This is a genomic window from Ignavibacteriales bacterium, assembly GCA_026390815.1.
Classification (GTDB): Bacteria; Bacteroidota; Ignavibacteria; order Ignavibacteriales; family SURF-24; genus JAPLFH01.
The window spans coordinates 1-19,160 of sequence record JAPLFH010000024.1 but is presented as its reverse complement, the minus strand read 5'-3'; the positions used below and the strand labels follow the sequence as shown (position 1 = coordinate 19,160).

At 33.7% G+C, this 19,160-nt stretch carries 15 protein-coding genes and 1 tRNA gene; 10 read left to right on the top strand and 6 right to left on the bottom strand.

The genetic code is table 11. The annotated features are described in order from the left end of the window. Positions 1–15 precede the first annotated feature (15 nt). The 9 genes from NTX22_07700 (at position 16) to NTX22_07660 (ending at position 12,860) form a co-directional block, all read left to right on the top strand. Positions 16–1,392, top strand: coding sequence for a type II secretion system F family protein (locus NTX22_07700; GenBank protein MCX6150386.1), 1,377 nt, complete (start codon positions 16–18; stop codon positions 1,390–1,392). After that, the gene (locus NTX22_07695; GenBank protein MCX6150385.1) at positions 1,389–3,176 is read left to right on the top strand and encodes a GspE/PulE family protein; all 1,788 of its coding nucleotides are present in this window, start codon (positions 1,389–1,391) and stop codon (positions 3,174–3,176) included. Before NTX22_07700 ends, NTX22_07695 begins: the two co-directional genes overlap by 4 nt. A gap of 63 nt (positions 3,177–3,239) precedes the next feature. Continuing rightward, on the top strand, positions 3,240–4,466 hold the full coding sequence (locus NTX22_07690) for a PilT/PilU family type 4a pilus ATPase (protein MCX6150384.1): 1,227 nt from the start codon (positions 3,240–3,242) through the stop codon (positions 4,464–4,466). Positions 4,467–4,470: 4 nt separating this feature from the next. Continuing rightward, positions 4,471–6,006 carry a hypothetical protein gene (locus NTX22_07685; GenBank protein MCX6150383.1) on the top strand — a complete coding sequence of 512 codons (1,536 nt, stop codon included), beginning with the start codon at positions 4,471–4,473 and terminating at the stop codon, positions 6,004–6,006. Next, positions 6,003–6,893, top strand: a complete 891-nt coding sequence (locus NTX22_07680; protein MCX6150382.1) for a hypothetical protein — start codon at positions 6,003–6,005, stop codon at positions 6,891–6,893. Before NTX22_07685 ends, NTX22_07680 begins: the two co-directional genes overlap by 4 nt. A 1-nt stretch (position 6,894) precedes the next feature. Further along, a complete protein-coding gene (locus tag NTX22_07675) occupies positions 6,895–8,136 on the top strand; it encodes a hypothetical protein (protein ID MCX6150381.1) in 1,242 nt (413 codons plus the stop codon). Positions 8,137–8,144: 8 nt separating this feature from the next. Beyond that, positions 8,145–8,525 carry a response regulator gene (locus NTX22_07670; GenBank protein ID MCX6150380.1) on the top strand — a complete coding sequence of 127 codons (381 nt, stop codon included), beginning with the start codon at positions 8,145–8,147 and terminating at the stop codon, positions 8,523–8,525. Next, the gene (locus NTX22_07665; GenBank protein ID MCX6150379.1) at positions 8,515–12,063 is read left to right on the top strand and encodes a response regulator; all 3,549 of its coding nucleotides are present in this window, start codon (positions 8,515–8,517) and stop codon (positions 12,061–12,063) included. The genes NTX22_07670 and NTX22_07665 overlap by 11 nt, the downstream gene beginning before the upstream one ends. A 116-nt stretch (positions 12,064–12,179) precedes the next feature. Then, on the top strand, positions 12,180–12,860 hold the full coding sequence (locus NTX22_07660; GenBank protein ID MCX6150378.1) for a response regulator: 681 nt from the start codon (positions 12,180–12,182) through the stop codon (positions 12,858–12,860). On the opposite strand, the gene NTX22_07655 is transcribed toward NTX22_07660, so the two are convergent. Then, positions 12,852–14,855, bottom strand: a complete 2,004-nt coding sequence (locus NTX22_07655; GenBank protein MCX6150377.1) for a response regulator — start codon at positions 14,853–14,855, stop codon at positions 12,852–12,854. The genes NTX22_07660 and NTX22_07655 overlap by 9 nt on opposite strands. Beyond that, on the bottom strand, positions 14,848–16,206 hold the full coding sequence (locus tag NTX22_07650) for a sigma-54 dependent transcriptional regulator (GenBank protein ID MCX6150376.1): 1,359 nt from the start codon (positions 16,204–16,206) through the stop codon (positions 14,848–14,850). The genes NTX22_07655 and NTX22_07650 overlap by 8 nt, the downstream gene beginning before the upstream one ends. 212 nt (positions 16,207–16,418) lie before the next feature. Here NTX22_07650 and NTX22_07645 point away from each other — a divergent pair. Further along, positions 16,419–16,490 (top strand) — tRNA-Lys (locus tag NTX22_07645). A 233-nt stretch (positions 16,491–16,723) separates the two neighbouring features. On the opposite strand, the gene NTX22_07640 is transcribed toward NTX22_07645, so the two are convergent. From NTX22_07640 to NTX22_07625, 4 genes are all read right to left on the bottom strand, one after another. Next, on the bottom strand, positions 16,724–17,680 hold the full coding sequence (locus NTX22_07640; GenBank protein MCX6150375.1) for a HipA domain-containing protein: 957 nt from the start codon (positions 17,678–17,680) through the stop codon (positions 16,724–16,726). 12 nt (positions 17,681–17,692) lie between these two features. Next, entirely contained in the window at positions 17,693–18,022 is a 330-nt protein-coding gene (locus NTX22_07635) for a HipA N-terminal domain-containing protein (protein ID MCX6150374.1), read from the bottom strand. Further along, positions 18,015–18,236, bottom strand: coding sequence for a helix-turn-helix transcriptional regulator (locus NTX22_07630; protein ID MCX6150373.1), 222 nt, complete (start codon positions 18,234–18,236; stop codon positions 18,015–18,017). Before NTX22_07630 ends, NTX22_07635 begins: the two co-directional genes overlap by 8 nt. Positions 18,237–18,665: 429 nt before the next feature. After that, complete coding sequence (locus NTX22_07625) at positions 18,666–18,872, bottom strand: type I restriction-modification system subunit M N-terminal domain-containing protein (GenBank protein ID MCX6150372.1); 207 nt, start codon at positions 18,870–18,872, stop codon at positions 18,666–18,668. Between the last annotated feature and the right edge of the window lie 288 nt (positions 18,873–19,160).

The window sequence follows — 19,160 nt, the reverse complement described above, 5'->3', positions numbered from 1 at the left end:
GACGCAAAAATAATTATGATTGAATTAAGATTCTCTGCAGAGAAACAAAACGGTCAATTACTTAGTGGATCACTTACCTCTGAATCTGCTCGTGAAGGTAAAAAGAAGATCCACAAACTTGCCGAAAAGAACCAACTAAAAATTAAACTTATCGAAAGAAAATCCGTCTATTTATATAAAATTCGTAAAGGAAATGAAAAGCCCGTTGTTGGTGAGCAGAAAGCTTTTTCAAAAGCTGAAGTTATCACCGCATTAAATAAACTCGGATACAATGTTCTTTCGGTTAATAAAAAACTACTCGATTTTAATTTCAAACCACCACAGCAGGAAATTGTTTCTTACGTAAAAATTAGTGCAGAATTACTCGAGCAAAAACTTCCGTATAATGAAGTAATGACTTTACTTATTAATGACATACCCAACAAAACATTAAGAGAATCTTTAAAAGAAATTAGTAATGAATTAAAAAAAGGCTCTGATAGTGAAACAATTTTTTTAAGATACCAGGGAGTGTTCGGTAAGTTTACAGCATACATGCTTGGTCTTGCTTCTAAAAGCGGAAACATGACAGAAATATATCATGCTACCGCAAAATTTTTAGAAAGAAGATTGGAATTTAAAAAGAGCCTTAGAAGTGCATTAATTACTCCAATGGTAACGATGTTTGTTTTGTTTTTGGCAATACTTTTTTATGTGGGATATATTTTTCCAGAGACTGCCAAGTTGTTTACAAAATTTGATATTGCACTTCCTCCTATGACGGCATTTACATTAAAACTAAGTGACTTTTTAATAAATAATGTTTGGCTGGTAATTGCAGCAACAGTACTTCCACCAATTATTTTGTGGCAGTTAGCGTCTACTAAAAAAGGAAGATTAATTGCACACAGGTATTTATTAAAAATGCCAATCATTGGAAACTTAATACATAAAACATTAATTGAAGTTTTCTGCCGCGTATTTTATACAATGTACAGCGGATCGGCAGAAAGCATAGAACCAATAAGAATAGCTGCAGAAGCAACAGATAATGCGTATTTTGAAGATAGAATAAAAAATATTGCAATCCCTATGATGGTGAAAAAAGGAATTGGTATTACAGATGCGTTTGAACAGAGTGGGGTATTTACAGCTACAGCACTTTCCAGATTTCATTCGGGTGAAGAAACCGGAACTATAAAAAACACCGCACTTCAATTAGCAAATTATTATGAAAGCGAAACTACATATCGATTAAAAAATGTTATTGAGCTTATCCAGGTTGTTATTGCAATGGTTATTATGGTTGTTATGATTCTTCTTACTCTTATATCAGCAGAAACAGCAACAATAAATCCGAAAAATCCAATGATGTCATTCTTAATAAATTATTTATCTGGTATTATGCTATGATCGATTCCAACTTAGAGATGACCGACAAAATAGGTTATCTTCTTTTAAAGAAAGGTATTATTGACATAGAAACTCTTGAGAAGGCTCTGCGCATTAAACAGAACGAAGAAGGAAAAATTAAAAGAAACCTGGCGCAAATTCTTGTTCAGGATTATAATTTTGATCATGATACTATCTTCCGGCAAGTAGCCATCCTTTATGCTTTTAGAGAATTGAATGTTAAAATTGAAGAATTGCCGGATAACCGAATTGATGAAATCCGTAAAATGATAAACATTGCCCCGGAAGAAGTTAAAAATCAAATACTGGAACACAAGGTAATTCCGTTTCAATATGATGAAAGGATAAAAGATAAATTAATTCTTGCTGCAATCGACCCAACCGATAAAAGTATTACAAAAATAGCTTACGGATTAAATGCTAAAAAATATGAAGTAAGTTATATAAGAAAAAAAGATTATCAAAAACTAATTCAGATTGTACTTCCACCGGAAAATGAATTTTTAAAAATGATGGAAGAACAAACTGAAGAGTTAAATATTGAAGTTGAGGAAGGTTCATTAGACGAAGAAGCCTTAGAAGCTGAAATAAATAAAAGTGCTTTAATTAGTTTGGTGGAAGGTTCGCTTGTTGAGGGCGTAAGAAGGAATGCAAGCGATATACATTATGTACCCAAAAGCGGAAACAAAACAGAAGTTTCTTTTAGAATTGATGGCGATCTTAAGGTGTGGTTTGTGCAGGATAATGTTTGGCCAGAAGCAGTTATTTCAGTAGTTAAAGACCGGGCAAAAGGTTTGGACCGATTTGAAAGAGAAAAAGCGCAGGATGGTTTCATTCAAAGAGAAATCGATGGTCATATAATTCGTTTTAGAGTTTCTGTTCTTCCAATGGTAGGTACTGAACTAAAAAATAAATTTGAATCTATTGTAATAAGAATCCTTGATGATAGAAAAGTAATCCGGGATTTAAACAAACTTGGTCTTACCGGTTATGCTAAAGAATCTTTTGAAAAAGCCATAAACAGACCGCAGGGAATGGTCATCCTTACGGGTCCTACCGGAAGCGGTAAAAGCACAACGCTTGTTGCCGCCCTGTACCAGGTTATAGATCCTACTGTAAACGTATTAACAGTTGAAGACCCGGTGGAATATGTTATTGAAGGTGCACGCCAGTTAAAGATTGGTCATAAGATGAATTTTGAACAAGCGATCAGGTCAATACTTCGTCACGATCCGGATATAGTTCTTGTTGGAGAAATGCGCGATAAAGAAACTGCTGAGGTGGCTATAAAATTAGCTAACACTGGGCATTTAACCTTTTCAACACTTCACACTAATGATGCACCCAGTGCAGTATCCCGCTTGTATAAAATGGGCATTGAACCGTTCTTGATTGCTTATGCAATTAATATAATTGTTGCACAAAGACTTATAAGAAAATTATGCGATTGTAAGAAAAGAATTCGTAATTTTGACGAAGCGCTTATGAAATCCGCCGGCTTGAACATTGCAGAGTGGAGAGATTATGAAATTTATGAAGCTGCCGGCTGCCCCAAATGCAGCAATTCCGGATATAAGGGTAGAGTGGCAATTCACGAAGCGTTGTTCTTTACAAAAGAAATAAGAGAAATAATCGTACGGTCGGGCATTGAAGTTGACGAAGAAGCTATACGCCAGCAATCCAGGAAAGATGGAACTTTGAACTTGCGCGAAGCAGGTTTCCAGAAAGTTGTATTAGGACTAACATCAATCCAGGAAGTGATGGCATGCACCACGGAAGATTAACATTTTATAATTAATAACCGATTATTGGTAACTTATAAATGGATTTAAGTTTTAAAGAGTTAAATGGTTGATGAAGCAAAAAATATTTTAAAAGCTTTTGCAGAAAAAATTCCTGCAACAATCTTTGGTCCGGATAGAATAAATTTTCTTATCGAGAATATGAATAAGTTATCTGACAATGAAAAAATGATTCTTTTAAATATGATGAATAAATTGTTGACTGGAATGATTGAACGCGATGCTTCCGATATAGAACTTGGTGGTTACGGTACAAATGGTAATGTTTGGTTAAGAGTATTTGGTAAAAAAATACCAATTGATGAGTTTTCAACTTTTACTGGTGATGAAGCCGGAATATTAATCCTGAATTTGTTGAATGAAAACCAAAGAAGATATTTAACCGTTACAAGAAACCTGGATTTTTCTTATACATTTAGATATACAAGAAGAAATGAAGATGTAAGATTTAGAGCCGATGCCTATTTTGATCTTGACCGGCTTGCACTAAATATGAGGTCAATCTCCTCCAACTTACGCTCAATCGATGCACTTGGATTTAATCCAAATGTATTAAAAGTTTTAAGCCACACATTTGTTAAACAGGGATTAACTTTAATTACCGGAATAACCGGCTCTGGTAAATCGACTACACTGGATGCTATTGTGGATTGGCATAACGATAGCGATCCTGCACATGTTGTTATTATTGCAGCACCAATCGAGTTTGTTCATAAATCAAGAACCTGCATTATAAGGCACAGAGAAGTTGGACGCGATGTGCTTTCATTTAAGGAAGGTGTTATACAATCACTCCGCCAGGATCCGGACATTATTATTATTGGTGAAATGAGAGACCCGGAAACAATTATGGCAGCTTTAGAAGTTACAGATACTGGACATAAAGTTTTTTCAACTTTGCATACTTCTTCAGCGGTGGAATCTATCGACAGAATAATTGCAGAAGTTCATCCTTCTGAACAAGAACGTGTTAGGAACCGGCTTGCCGATGTACTTGTGTGTGTAGTTTCGCAGAAATTAATACCAAGTCTTGATGGAAAAAGAATTTTGGCAAAAGAAGTTTTAGTGGTAAATTCCAGTGTTCGTGCAGCAATAAAAAACAATAACACCGGCGAAATTTATATGATGATAAATCAAGGCGGGCAGCAGGGAATGATGACAATGGAACAGGATCTGAAACGTTTATATATGGCTAAAAAGATTTCTCTGGAAAATGCGATGTCGTACGCCAATAGTAAAACAAGAATTCAACAAATTCTTTCTGCGGTGTAATTAAATGAAACCATTAGTTTGTATATATTGCGAAGGAAGCGATGTTAAGGTTGCCGTAATTACCAAAGAAAGGGACCGGTACCAATTACTTCGCACAGCAGATTTTGATGTTTTCCATCCTAAAGCAATGCAGGCAGATGCAGTTGCAAATTTAAATTTTGAATCGAACGACATCTCGTTAATGGATATGGATAAAGCCACTGATGGTTCAATAAACATATCTAACGAAGGCTTACTTAACTCTGCTTTGTCAGATATTAAATTAACAAAGTGCGATTTCATTCCTGCAATTACAGAACCGGCAATTCACTATCATGTTTATGAAGGACCAAAAGACTCAAATCTTTCCAGGCTGCAAGATTCTATAATTGATGAGATTCAAAAATCTAAAAACGTGCTTGTGCCAAGGGATAACATCGGCTTTACAGAGTTAGATGGTGGTTCCCTTTTAAGTGTTTTTGTTGATGGTGAGATTCAATGTATTAATCTTGTCAATTCACTCGCCCAGCATAATAACAGGAGATATTATAAAATTCCTTCTGTTAAGAGTGCAGAAATAACTCTTACTTATTATGTAGCAAAAAAGAAAAAGTTTTTCCCGGATGATTACTCCCTGATCGTTTATATTGGTAAAGAGTACAGCAAACTTATCTTCTTACATGGAAGGAAACTTAAACACATCGGAACCACTCTGGATGTTGGTACAATAAATCTTCATACCTATGATGTGTATTTTTCAAAGATACTTCTCGAGATGGAAAACGGTGGAATCCCTCGATTGGATAACGTTGTTCTTTGTGGTGAAGATGATTCAGAAAATTTAATTCTCTCTTTCTATGGAACATTTCCGGAAGCAAACGTTAGCCGCCTGGAGTTTGATGATCTTGACATCTCTTTATTAGATGAAGCACAAAAAAGTAAAATATCTTCTTTCAGTGTTCCTATTGCAACGGCATATGAATACATCGATGAACTTAATAAAGCATATCATGGTATTAACTTATTGCCAAGATATGTTAAAGAAGAGCAGAAATTTTTCCAGTTTGGATGGCATAGCTATATATTATTGCCAATACTGTTTGCTGTTGCTTTATTCTTTACTTATCACATTCTAACTAACAACAAACAGATTAATATTCTTACCCGGCAGGTAAATGAACTTAAGGAAATACAACGGCAAAACCAGAAAATCCTTGGTCAAATAAATTACTTTGAAAACAGAATTGTAAGTTTTGATGCAACCAAGATCATCCTCGATTCCGCCAGCGCCGGTGCAGAAGTTTGGGGAAAGATGACTGAGAATATGGCTCGATTTATTGGATCGAGAAAAAGCATGTGGATAAATTCCATTGGTGTTGATCAAAATAAAACAGTTGCTGTTTCCGGTTTTGGATTATCCAGAAGTGTGCTTACAGAATTTGCAGATTCATATAATACATCTTTATTAAAGAATATTAGATACGAACCATTAAGAACAAGTAAAGCTTACAAATTTGAACTTTCATTTGACTTGTTAAATTTATCCGGCGGTAAAAAATGAGCCGCAAAGTAAAAAATACTTTAGGATTAGTTGGAATTTTTGTGCTAATAGTTTTAGCCGGCGGATTATTCAGCTATGTTTATCAAAAAGGAAAAATTACCAAATACACTAAAGAACTTGAACAGCTTAAAAAAAGCGGCTACAACACAGAAGAATTAAAAACCCGCTTAAAAGATGTTGAAGAACAGGCGGTAGTTTTAGATTCAATTATTTCTAAAAGAAAGTTTAACATACCACAGCAATTACTACAATCAGCTTTTTACAATTTTGTTAACGGTGTAAGTTACAGCTTCTCAGATCAAACACATGTAGATATTGAATTTGTGGAGACTAAGAAAGAAAAGAATTTTAATTACTTTACTTTCAAATTGTCTGGTGCGGGCGAGTTTAATGATATTTACAAGTTGTTTTATGCAATTGAACAAAGTAAAGAATTGAAAAAAATACAAACCGGAAATTTAACAACAAACACTTTTTTTGATTCAGATGGTATGCCGCACTACCTCGTTAACTTCAACTTTATTGTTAATGTTTATTACTCCGGCGACGATAGATTTACTACAGCAAATTTTAGGGAAAACAGATTAATACCCGGACAAGTTTATGATATTTTCTACCCGCTAATTAGAAATGAAATGCCGCCAAACACAGAGGGACTGCTTGAATTAAATGGTTCTAAACTTCTTGCATTGGTACCCGATGGAGCTTTTATTGCAGATGCAAAAGGAAATACTTTTATGCTTTGGGAAGGAGACCAGGTTTATTTGGGCTACTTAACAAAGATTGATTACGAAAAGAACAGCGTAACATTTATTTTGAACAAAGGTGGAATAATAGAGAAAGTAAATTTGGAATTACAAAAAGAAGAAATTCAGAAGAGAAAATAAAATGAAAAAGCTAATTATCTTTCTGGTAATAATAGCAGCAGCAATACCAATATATGCTCAAAAAGAACTGGAAAAAACTTTAAGCCAGTATACCAATCCCGATGAATTGGTAACGCTTTCAGAAAATCTTTCGTTCGACCAGGCAATTGTAATCTTGAATAAGATAAGTGAAAAGACTGCCGGCAAAAAAATAGTCTCTACAGTTTCATCCGATAAACCTATTGGTGTGCAGATTGAAAAGATGGCTTATAGAAAAGCCCTGGCTATCATTGTTCAATACAGTGGTTACACTACCGATGAAGGTGAAGATGTAATAGTGATTAAGAGAAAGGAAGCCACAACAGAAGAAAAGAAAGCGGATGCTACTTATGCCGATATTAATACTCGCGAAGTTAAAATATCCTGTGTTTTCTTTGAAGCAGATGTTGGTAAAATGCGCCAGCTTGGTGTAAACTGGACTTTCCTCCTTTCAAATAAGGATTATAGTTTTGGCGGAGACATGCGTTCTTTTATTTCCGGAAGCCAAACTCAAGGCACGGGGCAAGCGCAGCAACAAGTAGATTTTAATCTTTCCGGAACTTCTAAATTTAACGTTGGCGATTATGTTGGTGATGCAACTGCAATGTTCAAGGCGTTTGAAACCGAAAACCTTGGGGAAATTATAGCCAGCCCTTCCGTTGCAGTTAGAAATGGTACCAAAGGAAGAATACAAATTGGTTCCGACTTCTCTATAAAAACCAGGGACTTTTCCGGTAACGTGATAGATAAATTTTATTCAACTGGTTCAATCATTGAAGTAACTCCACATATTTATAACCAGGATGGAATCGATTATGTATTACTTGAACTGATGGTTGATAGAAGTTCGGCTGTTCCCTCAGAAATTTCTACTGAAATAAAAAGAACAAATGCCACCACGCAAGTACTTATGCTAAATAATGAGGAAACAATTATTGGTGGTTTATACATTAACGATGAGCAAATTGAAAGAACCGGCATTCCATTCTTAAAAGATCTTCCCTGGTGGGTGCTTGGTATTAGATATTTAACTGGCAGCGATAAAATAACGGTTACCAAAAAAGAAGTTGTCATTTTGATTTCAGTGGAACTGCTTCCTATGTTAAAGGATAGAATCAATTATACTTCAAAGGATAAAGATAGAATTCAAGACGAAATAGAAAGCCATAAGGCGAAAATAAAATTATACAAATCGAGTCTATCGCCAAATGAAAACGATAAATAGGAAATAAAATGGAATCAATTCTTATTGTTGATGATGACGTAAATCTTTGCACTGTTTTAAGAGACGAGCTTACAGAAGTAGGCTATGCCGCAAGCTCTGTTTATAATGCTGACGATGCTTTGAAACAGTTGCTTTCAAACAAGCAGGTGGATTTGATTCTGCTTGATCTTAAAATGCCAGGCAAGGATGGTTTTTACGTATTGCAAATGTTAAAGAAAATGAACCTGAGCGTTAAAGTAATTGTGCTTACAGCATATGCAGATGTAAAAAGCGCAATCGATTCTGCTAAAATGGGGGCAAATGATTTTATTAGTAAACCGTATGATCTCGATGAGCTATTAATTACGATCAGGAAGGTCCTCCAAAAAGAAAAAGAACATGAAGATTAGCTTTCGCATATTACTAATTAATTTTGTAATAGTAGTTTTAATCTTTGCAAGCTCAACTTTAGTTTTTTATTCATTAACTAAAAAGTTAATATCGTTACAGCATTCTAAAACCCTGTTAAATTCTGCTAACGATTTCGTCTTCGATTTTCAATCCTCCATTCAAGAAATGGACGAAGAGTTTCTTCGCCTAAAAACAGTTTCTAACTTTCAAAAACCAGTTGATTTGGATGATAAAAAAATTGATTTTCTGTTCAAGCAGAATGGTGATGACGAAATTATCCCCGATTATTATTTCGTAAAATCAACCATCATTTTCGATTCCAAATTTTCATCACTTGCAAACTTCATAAGCAAAAATCCTAATTCTATAATAAAAAGTTTTAATTTGGGTGGCGGGCAAAAAATTATCTATGGCAAATCAATCTCTAAAGAATTCCTTGATAATTTATCCAAGCGGATTAGGGCAGAAGTTGCTATTGTTTTGAATAATATTCCGTTGGAAGTTTCTAATCAAACAGAAAACGAAAAATACTATGTAAATATCATCAATGCATCAAGGGAATTGAATAACAAAACCAATTTTGAAATAACAAAAGAAGAGCTGGAAGGTGCGGATTTTTATGCGGTATCTTATCTTTCAAATGATTTTTATTTAGCCAACTCAAATATAAAGTTTCTTGTTTTTTCCAAACTGCCGGAAGCAGCCGAGTTAAGATCGAATATTAATTCCCTGTTAATAATAATTGGTCTTCCGGGTGTTGCCTTGTCTCTTATTCTTGTTATGTTGTTTACTGGAAAGTTAAGAAAACAAATTGGGCAGCTTAGTGAAACAGCAGAGAAAATAAGAAGTGGAGATATTAAACGAAGAGTGAATATTAAATCTAAAGACGAGCTTGGCAAGTTGAGTAATGCCTTCAATAATATGCTTGATGAGTTAGAAAGAAAGGAGAATGCTTTAAATGAATATTCTGAGTTTATTACTCTTATAAACCAAAATCCAACACTTGTAGAAGTATCCGATGCGGCATTAACAAAAATTATAAAGTCAATAGAGTTTTCCGCAGGTCGTCTTTCTTTGGTAGTTGATAGAAAAGTTAAAACGATTTCAAGTTACGGTGTACAAAAGGAATTAATTAAGGATGAAGATAATATTGACCTTTACCAGCGCGCTATAGAAAAAGGTGAAACGGTTGAATTTCGGTTTGACGAAAACTTACCAAAGCTTAGTTCCGGCTTACTTTCTTTAGACATAAAATATATTTTGATTTTCCCAATCTTATATAACCGGAAGGTAATAGCAATACTGGAATTAGCCTCTATTTCCAATCCTAAAGATAATGTTAAGGAGTATCTGGAAAATATTAAAGAGCAGCTTGCAGTTGGGTTAAGTAATTCATCAGCATTCCATCAATTAGAAAATTTTGTGAACGAGCTTAAAAAGCTTAATGAAGAATATCAGAAACAGAACGAACAAATTTCTGAGCAAAATCAAAAACTTGTAGAGCTGCACAAACAGTTAAGTGAAAAAGCAGAAGAATTGAATATTCAAAAGGAGAAAGCCATTGAGTCTTCCGTATTAAAATCTCAATTCCTTGCTAATATGTCCCACGAATTAAAGACACCACTTAATTCAATACTTGGTTTAAGTGAATTAATTTTAAACGATAAAAGCTTGTCTTCTGCAAATAGAGAAAAGCTTGTGGTAATTTTGAGGAATGGCAACCGATTAATTAATCTAATAAATGATATTCTAAGTTTTTCTAAAATTGAAGCCGGCAAGATGCAGATTGAACCGGAAGATTTTTGCTTTAAAGATTTAATTGATGAAGTTGAATCCCAGATCATTCCTCTTACACGCAACAAGGCTTTGAATTTCGTAATTCACAACGAGCTGAACACCAGCATTGTTCTAAACGCTGACCGAAAAAAAATCTCGCAGATCCTTTTGAATTTATTAAGTAATTCCGTGAAATTTTCCGATAAGGGAATTATAGTTTTAAAGAGTAAACTGTTGAACGAAGATAAAATTCAATTTGAAGTAATAGATTCCGGAATTGGTATTTCCCAGGAAAACCTTCAGGTAATTTTTGAAGAATTCAGACAGATTGACGGCTCTTCTACAAGAAAGTATAATGGTACTGGTTTAGGATTGGCAATCTGTAAAAAATTTGCAGAGATTCTTGAGGGCGAACTTGTTTGCGAAAGTGAGGTAGGGAAAGGTTCTATCTTTAAACTTACAATTCCCATAAAATTAGTTGCAATAAAAAAGCTAGAAACTAACCTTAACTTATTTGAAGAAAAATATAGCGGAACTATCCTGATAATTGATGATATAAAAGAGAATCGATCATTTATTGGTGAGTATTTATCATCTAAGAAATATGAAATCATGTTTGCGGATTCCGGCGAAAAAGCAGCTGAACATTGTACCAACAAACGACCATATGCAATTGTATTAAATCTCTTAAATCAAAAAGAAAACAGTTGGGCTATTCTCAATCAATTAATCTCCAATAAACTAACCGAGCAAATACCAATAATTACTTATGCCATACTTGAAGAAGCAAAAATCGGTTATGGTTTTAATGTATTCGAGTATTTTCAAAAGCCGCTTTTGCAGGAAAAAATTCTAAGCTCAATTACAAAGTATGAAAACTTATCCAGCAGAAAAATAGAAAAAGTTGTTATAGTTGATGACGATAGTTTTGAAACTCGCGAATTAAAAAATCAGATGGTTGGCAAAAATATTAAACTTAATTTTCTGCCCAGCGATTTTAAGTCTGAAAGTTCTCTTGCACAACTGCACCCCGATTACATTGTAATAAATCTTACATCTCCTTCTTCCGATGGATTCAATTTGCTTTATTCAATTAAAGAATCCCCTCTTCTTAGAGCCATTCCTGTAAGTGTAAGTGTATCAGATCAACTTACTAAGGAGGATGTTATAAGATTGAGTTATGGCGTTAAGAAAACTGTTACCAGCGCTAAAAATTATCCGCTTGATGTATTAAAAGTAATTAGGGATAGATTACATCTTGAAGAAGGACTGCCAGATGTAGATACATCTGCTATATGGATAGAATCGCAACCTGATTTTAGTAATAGCGATAGAGCAAGTTTAAAACCAGCTTTAGATAAAAAGAAAAATTTAATATTAATTGTTGACGATGATGCTGACACATTATTTACGGTGGGTGAAATTGTTAAAGAAACCGGTTGCGATATAGCGTTTGCAAAAAATGGCTTAGAATGTTTATCGGCATTAAGCGCAATTAAACCTGGTTTGATTCTTCTTGATATTATGATGCCCTTGATGGATGGCTTTGAAACTATAAAAAGAATTCGTTCCGATTTGAATTATAAAAGTATTCCGGTTTTTGCACTTACAGCTAAAGCAATGCTTGGTGATAAAGAAATTGTAATGCGTAATGGTTTTGATGATCTGATTCTCAAACCGGTTAATTCAGTAGACCTGGCAAATAAAATAGGCAAGCTTCTTTTTCACAGATCGGGTTTGATGGTTCATCTGGATTCTTGAAAATTTATTGTTAAAATTCTAGATGTTAGATGTATTTTAGTTGTTAAGAATACGGGGTCTTATAGTCCGCCAAATTTTGTTTAAGTTTGATTATGGAAAAAGAATAGTAAAAAGAAATGAAAAAAATATTAGTCATAGATGATCATCCTGACAGTGTCTTCCTGTTGAAAGACAGATTGGAGCGTGAGGGATTTGAAGTTATAACTGCTTATGATGGCAAGACCGGTATGCAGCGGGCTTTTAATGATAATCCCGATTTAGTATTACTTGATATTATGATGCCTGGTATTGATGGGCTTGAAGTTTGCCGTACATTAGTAAATACACAAAGCACTAAAGATATTCCCGTTATTCTTGTAACTGGCAAAGCCGAAGCAGAAGGAACCAAGGAGGGTTTACAGGCTGGTGCTTTCGATTACATTCGTAAACCCGTAAATAAAATTGAATTGCTTGCACGTATTAACTCCGCACTTAAGCTAAGAGAAACCACAAAGCTTCTGATTGAGATGGAGAAGATAAATACATTTGCAGCTACTGTTGTTACCGCCAACCACGAAATTAAACAACCACTAACTTTAATAAATCTTTGCACTGCTGCAATTAGAAGAGAGATTGGTAAAGAGGATATAAATCGTGAGGCTGTTAAAAAACGAATTGAGTTTATAGAAACTGCTGCGCGGGATATAAATAATGTTTTGGAAAAATTTAGGGCAATAAGAAATCCAAACTTTTCTCCATATGTTAATAATATTCAAATGGTGGATTTAGATAAGAAGGAAATTGAAAAGTCAGATTAATTTTTGAACGATTTCCAGCATTTGCTCGAATTCATATGGCTTTGTTAGTATAGAATCCACTTCTAATTTTTCAATTTCCAAATCAACTTTTGCCGATGAGCTTCCGGTGGATAAGATAATTGGTACTTTCAAATCCAGAGTTTTTATTTTGTTAATGCAAGTAATCCCATCCATTTCTGGCATGTTGTAATCAATAATTAGTAAATCAACTTTAATTTCTTCAGTTAAAACTTTTAAAACTTCTGCACCGTTCTGTACACAAATAACCTGATAGTCATATGATTCCAGTAATTCTGCAAGCAAATCTCTTAACATAATTTCATCATCAGCAAGAAGAATTATTTTTTCTGTTTTAACTTTTTCTTCTTTTCTTAGCATTTCAAAAGCCGGAAGGAAAATATTAAAGCGTGTACCTTTGTTTAAACTACTTGAAACATCAATGTGTCCATTGTGTGCTTTTACTATGCCATAAGTAACATATAAACCAAGCCCGGAGCCCGTGTCCTTCTTCTTCGTAGAAAAGTAAGGATCAAATATTTTAGATAAATTTTCCTCGTTAATACCTTCGCCAGTATCTGCAACCGAAATACAAACATAATTCCTCTTTTCAAGAAGCGGAAACTCAAATTGGTTCTTTTTATCAACGCTAAAATTGTTTGCTTCTAAAGTAATTGTACCTGTTCCTATAATGGCTTCTTTGGCATTGATGCAAAGATTTAACAGCACCTGGTATATTTCTGTTGAGTTACCCATAATTTCAAAAAGATTTGGGCTTATTTTTTTTTCAATTGAAATATTTCTGGGGAAAGTTTGGTTAACCGATCTTAAAAGTTCTTTTAATATATCGGTTGGTTTTATCAGAGTTTTACGTCTAGAGGTTGGTTTACCATAATTAAGTAAACCCTTTGTAAGGTCAGTTGCCCGCACAGAGCAGTTTTCTATGTTTTCCAAAAGATAGAATAATTCTTCGTGATTCGTTAGTTTTTTCTTTAGGAGATTTACACTTCCAAAAATACTCGATAGCAAATTATTAAAATCGTGTGCAATTCCACTGGCAAGCTTACCTATTGTTTCCAATTTTTGGGATTGAATCAATTTGCTTTCCAATGCGGTATTTAACTTTTGTGTAACTGTAGAATTAATTGCAAAAGCAAACAATGCAGCTAATTGCTCAAGGTAATTAATTTCAAAAGTGGAGTAATTTGTTTTTGCTTTTGCAAAAATAAGAACAGCCAAAATTTTCTTTTCTATAAAACAAGGTAGAATTACAATGCTTTCAACGTTTGTTTCCCGAAAAATACTATAGCCGATAATGTTGTTTTCTCCCCGGCTAACAACCATTGACTTTTTGTTTATTTTAAACCATTCCGTTAAGTAACTAAAGTTAGAAGTTAGTTCCAGAAGAAGACCCGCACTATTTTTAACGCATTTATCGTCATCATATAATTTAAATTCCATTTGGTGTCTGGCATTATCATCGTTAATAATAGTTATGCCGAAAGAACTTTCGGATAAATTTACACAGCGCATTAATATTTCAATGGTTAAGTCATCAAGGGATTTTTCTTTGATTAGAAGGGAAATTATGTTTTCCCATTCTTTTTGAAACAGAAAAATTTTATTTTGCGCAGTATTCTTATTAGAATCATTAGGAACAATTGAGTGTGAAGAACCTGAAATGGAATAACCGATTTTATTTTCGTGACTAAAAAAAGGACTGATTAAAAAATCATTTTCTCCACTTATGTCTTTAGTTGCAATGGATTTATTTTTAGGTTTTTGTGAATCTAAGGTTAATTCATCAATTGTAAATAGTGACCCAACTTTCTTACCTTTTATTCTTTTTCCATTAAACAATATTTTAAACGCAAGGTTATAAAAAATAATTTTCTTCTGGCTATCTGCAAAGGCAAACGGAGTAGTAATATTCTTTGAAAAAGCGTTAAGCGCTTCTATGAAAACAGAAATATTTGCAAGTGAACTTTGTTTACTCATTAGGGCGTAAATTAAACTTTAGGATTTTTGAGTAAAGAGTTTTTTGACTTATTCCAAGCGCGCGGGCAGTATCTTCTCTATTCCAATCATTGGCGCCAAGTGCCTTTTTAATATGAATTTTTTCCATTTCTTCCATCGAAAGAATGGGTCCATCTGTAGAATCATTTGATATAGATAAACTACGATAAGAACTTGGCAGATTCAGATCGTCCGGTTGAATTAAATTTCCATCTGCAAAAATTATAGCTCTTTCAATAATATGCTCAAGCTCCCTAACGTTGCCCGGAAATTTGTATTGAAGCAACGCCTTTTCAGCTAAATCAGATAATTTTTTAGGATCGCGAATGGAGGTTTTTACTTTAAGAAAATGTTCCGCTAAAAGAGAAATATCTTCTCCGCGTTCCCTTAGCGGAGGTACGGTAAGTGTAATAACATTCAGTCTAAAAAGAAGATCTCTCCGGAACAATTTTATTTCTGCTTCTTCTAACAGGTTTTTATTTGTTGCGCCAATAACTCTCACATTAGAATTCAAATTAGTAACCCCACCAACTCTCCGGTACTCTCCATTCTCCAAAAATCTTAATATTTTTGGTTGAAGGGTCAAGCTCATTTCTCCAATTTCATCAAGAAACAGGGTCCCACCATCAGCCATTTCAACCAATCCCTGTTTGGGAGTTTTGGCATCTGTAAAAGCACCTTTTTCGTGTCCGAATAATTCGCTTTCAATTAATTGATCTGGAAGCGAAGCGCAATTAATAACTACAAAGGGTTTCTCGCTTCTTTCGGAGTGGCGATGAATAAATTCTGCAAGCAATTCTTTACCTGTGCCGGTTTCTCCTTCAAGCAGAATATTAGAATCGGATTTTGCAGAACGAATAGCCAGGTTCATCAGATGCTGCATTTGTTTGCTCTGACCGATGATTTTGCCAGCTACCTTTTGATCGAACTTAGTAGAGAGAATTGTGTTTTTAACAATCAGGTCCTTGTGTTCTAGAGCTCTCGAAATGGTTATCAACAGCTCATCAAATTCATACGGTTTAGAAACAAAATCGTAGGCGCCCATTTTAATGCAATCAATTGCACTTCGTACTTCGGATTTTGCTGTTAGTATAATTACTGGTAGCAGTGGAAAATTTTCATTAGCAAATTTTAAAACTTCTTCACCCGCAATTTCTTTCATCTGAAGATCAAGAAGAAGGAGGTCGTAGTTTTTATTTCTTAGATTTTCAATTGCATATTTCCCATCATAAACGGCATCAACATTAAAGCCTTCGTTTATCAGTTCTTCTTTTAGCAAATAGCATAAAGTTTCGTCATCATCGGAGATTAATATTTTGGAATTTTTCTTCATTGTAGCGCTTAATTTTCACCTAAATATACAAAAAATATTAAACAAAATATTTGCTTGAAAATTTAAGATAAGTTTTAATTTTCTCTAAAACAGTTCACTGTTTAGAAACGGAAGTTCGGGTAAGTGTTTTGGTTAATTAGTTAAATAATATTATATTTAGTTTCAAAAATGTGAAGAAAACACATAAAATTTTCATTCATAAGAAGGTTGTCGGGCGCGTAGCTCAGGGGTAGAGCATCTGCCTTTTAAGCAGAGGGTCGCTGGTTCGAGCCCAGCCGCGCTCACGAAAAAGCCTTGTAAATGTTGATTTTACAAGGCTTTTGTTTTTTAAAGAAAATTGACTGAAGTAGAAACTGAAGTAGAAAAAATAAAAATTGTGCAAACTTTTTAATTAAAAACTCCCCGAAATTTCTTATAATAATATTAGTAGCATTCTTTATTAATTTACCCGATTCAAGTATTACATTAACTGTCCTTCTTATTTATATTTCTTGAAGCTATACAAAACTTGACTGAATTAAACTCTCTCAAGTCTTTGCATCCTTTCAATGATTAGATTTTTATATTTTTCTCTGTACTCATCTGTTAAAAAACTTTTGTCAATAAAATCCAATAAGTTTGGTACCGACCTATTAAATTTTTTATATAAATTATTCAATGCAACTTTATTAATGTTTAGAGTAAATGCAAACTGATCAAAATCTTCTTTCTTAAGTTTATTCTTTTTGCCATTTAATGTTAACGCCATCTCTTCTTGATCTTCTGGAAGCAATAGCTTAGTTGCCAATAGATCATAAGCTGGTGAAAACTGGACTTCCCCTTCTTTATTTGTCAATAAAGAAAAATTTTTTAGATGCATATCAGCGTTACCGGTTATAAATGAGAACAGAGTTATTTCAAAGAATCTTAGCAAATCATTTCCACTATATGTAGAATATCTTTCAATCGCTTTACCGACTTTCTCCATTGAACCTTTATATTTTCTATCTGTTAACACGCCAGTTAATTGCGCCATATCTTCAAGAGGTAGTTTTCCATTTTCAATTCTGTCAAACCTTTGAGAAATATATGATAGCTCACCTGATTTTAATCTTATTAAAGAATGACTTGCAGTATTAATTCCCACCAATTCAGCAAGATGCATTGTTAGGTCTTCTATCTCCGGCATCATTGGGAATCGTTCATAAGGAGGCTTTAGAATATACTTTCCCCATAGTCCAACCACGGTTAACCTTTTTTGATTTTTGTTTTTACTATCAGTTTCAACATCTAGAGAAACTTTTGGTTGAACTCCTGTTACTGATATGCTTTTATCCAAAACAATGAGTGCTAATTTACCAACTTCACGTATTCCGAAATTAACTTCTGGTGGTACTTTTAATTTGAAAAATCTTTTGACGCACTTTGGATGGAATTCACCTGTTCCATTAATTATCGGTTCATAGCAATAAAGACATTTCAATTTCTGAATCATAATGAATACTTTTTATTTTGATTCTTCGTGAGGAACTATACTAACAGCGCCGATACAATCTCTGCATACTTGCAACAGAAGACTCATTCTATCTTTTGAATCAATTTTCCAATTCTCATTAACAATATCCAAAAGCCAACCCTCTGGAATTAACCCATCAAAAAATGGTAACATTGTATTGCTCTTATATGTTTTTTCAGTAAGAGGCATTGTGAGACTTATTGGTTTCGCATTTTCATTATTTAAATAATCGGAATCATAGTAAAAGCTAAAACCATTTTCATCTTCTATAATTTTGCCTGCAAATTCGTCATGGAGAAACACTTTTCCTATCTTACTCACTGGTTTCCTCCATTGCTTTTCTTACAGGACCAAGTTCAGTTCCAAAAAGATTAAGCACTTGATTTATTTTATCCAATCGTAGTGTTTTTTTACCTTGTTCTAAATCTCGTATGAACCGAAGACCTACACCGGCTCTATCAGCAAGTTCTATCTGAGTCAGATGCAACGTCCGCCTTTTTTCCTTTATAAATTCTGCTATATAATTCTTTGACATGTGAATCAATTTGTTTTATTGATAATTTATACCTTTTCGGGTATAAATTCAACTAATATTTTGCAATTATACCTTTTCGGGTATAAATATGGCAAACAAGATGTTTTTATACCCCAAAGGGTATAGTGTGTTTTTATGGATGTCGACTTATTTTTTCAATTTATAAGTTAATTGAGTTTATAGATTTGTATCAGTAAAAATTGTTGTTCATATCAAGAAATAATTCTTCATTGATGTCAAGTATAAACTCAAATGTTTTTTTAACACCCACCTCAAGTAATCTTGATTATATTCCTCTTTAATATTTCTGATTCTGAAACTACAACATCACTTCCTCGGCTAACTATCCAGCTTCCAGGTTTTCAACAATTTCAAGCGCTAATACATCTGGATCTGGAAGGTTATCCATATCACCAAGACTATCATCCTTCAACCAGAATATATCGAGATTGGTTTTGTCTCTTGCAAATATTTCATCGTAAGTGAATTTTTTAAATCGATCCGTTTCTTTTCTCTTGCCATTTTAAGCAAGAGAAGATATGTAAGCTGTTCTACATAATCTCCGTAACTTACACCGTCATCTCTTAAAGTGTTGCAGTAATTCCAAACACGTTGAACTATGGACGCAGTTGTCATAGTAATGGATAATTAAAAATTAATAATGAATAATTGTTTTTATGCGTAGTCGTTTTTATCATTTAATTAATAAAACGTTAGAATTTTTAGCACAAATTTATAACTAATTTTTTGAACGAATCTTTCGTTTTTCAATTTCTCTAATTCTTAATTGAGAATAAGCACAACATCGGTAACACAAAATAAGCAAGACATCGTGCACTGTTAGTAATATAGAATTAGCAAACATCGTATACAATTATTAGTAATAAAAAACATCTTAAAAATCTGAGAATTTTATAAACTTGC